A 1,063-nucleotide genomic window follows, 5' to 3' on the forward strand; every position below is an offset into this window, starting at 1 on the left:
GGGGCATGGTCCGCCAGTGGCAGACCCTCTTCTACAACCAGCGCTACTCCAACACGGTGCTGCACGCCGGCCCGGACCACGACGGTGTCGAACCGCCGGTCCAGGGCGGCACCAGGATCCCGGACTTCGTGATGCTCGCGGAGGCGATGGGCTGCGTCGGCCTGCGCTGCGAGCGCCCCGAGGACCTCGACGCGGTCATCAAGCAGGCGATGGAGATCGAGGACCGCCCGGTGGTCATCGACTTCATCGTCCACCAGGACGCCATGGTCTGGCCGATGGTCGCGGCCGGCACCAGCAACGACGAGATCCAGTTCGCCAAGGGCGTCCGGCCCGACTTCGGCGACGACACCGACTGACGGCCCGCCCTTCCCCAGCCTCTGGCCGGGGGCACCCCCAGGCCCGCCGCCACCCCGCTCACGACCGGCTCGCCGGACCCCCTAGCGACCGAGGAAACAGAGACACATGTCCAAGCACACCCTCTCCGTCCTGGTCGAGAACAAGCCCGGCGTGCTCGCCCGCATCGCCTCGCTGTTCTCCCGTCGGGGCTTCAACATCGACTCCCTCGCCGTCGGCCCGACGGAGCATCCGGACGTGTCCCGGATGACCATCGTGGTCAACGTCGAGGACCTTCCGCTGGAACAGGTCACGAAGCAGCTCAACAAGCTCGTCAACGTGATAAAGATCGTCGAGCTCGACCAGGCCGCTGCGATCCAGCGGGAACTGGTCCTGGTGAAGGTCCGCGCCGACAACGAGACCCGGTCGCAGATCGTCGAGATCGTCCAGCTGTTCCGCGCCAAGACGGTCGACGTGTCCCCGGACGCGGTGACCATCGAGGCCACCGGCAGCTCGGACAAGCTGGAGGCGATGCTCCGGATGCTGGAGCCGTACGGCATCAAGGAGCTGGTCCAGTCCGGCCTGGTCGCCATCGGGCGCGGCGCCCGGTCGATCACCGACCGCTCGCTGCGCGCCCTCGACCGCAGCGCGTGACCCGGGGACGGCGCGCCCACCACCGGCGTGACCAGCGCCGACGCGCGCCGTCTCACCCCCTGAAGCACTGCCCCAC

General features: G+C 69.2%; 2 protein-coding genes. Both read left to right on the top strand.

Going from position 1 to position 1,063, the window contains the following annotated elements:
• Positions 1-356 (top strand): thiamine pyrophosphate-dependent enzyme (locus MCM47_RS41390; RefSeq protein ID WP_238951907.1); only part of this gene is annotated, 356 nt, incomplete at its 5' end.
• A 106-nt stretch (positions 357-462) separates the two neighbouring features.
• Positions 463-987, top strand: a complete 525-nt coding sequence (gene ilvN, locus MCM47_RS41395; protein WP_238951331.1) for an acetolactate synthase small subunit — start codon at positions 463-465, stop codon at positions 985-987.
• The last annotated feature ends 76 nt before the right edge of the window (positions 988-1,063 follow it).

The sequence above is a fragment of the Kitasatospora sp. A2-31 genome, assembly GCF_022288725.1.
In the GTDB taxonomy this organism is placed as follows: Bacteria; Actinomycetota; Actinomycetes; order Streptomycetales; family Streptomycetaceae; genus Kitasatospora.

What these genes read in the sequence shown, in the direction of transcription:
- ilvN (WP_238951331.1), top strand. Translation starts at nt 463, where the DNA reads ATGTCCAAGCACACCCTCTCCGTCCTGGTCGAGAACAAGCCCGGCGTG.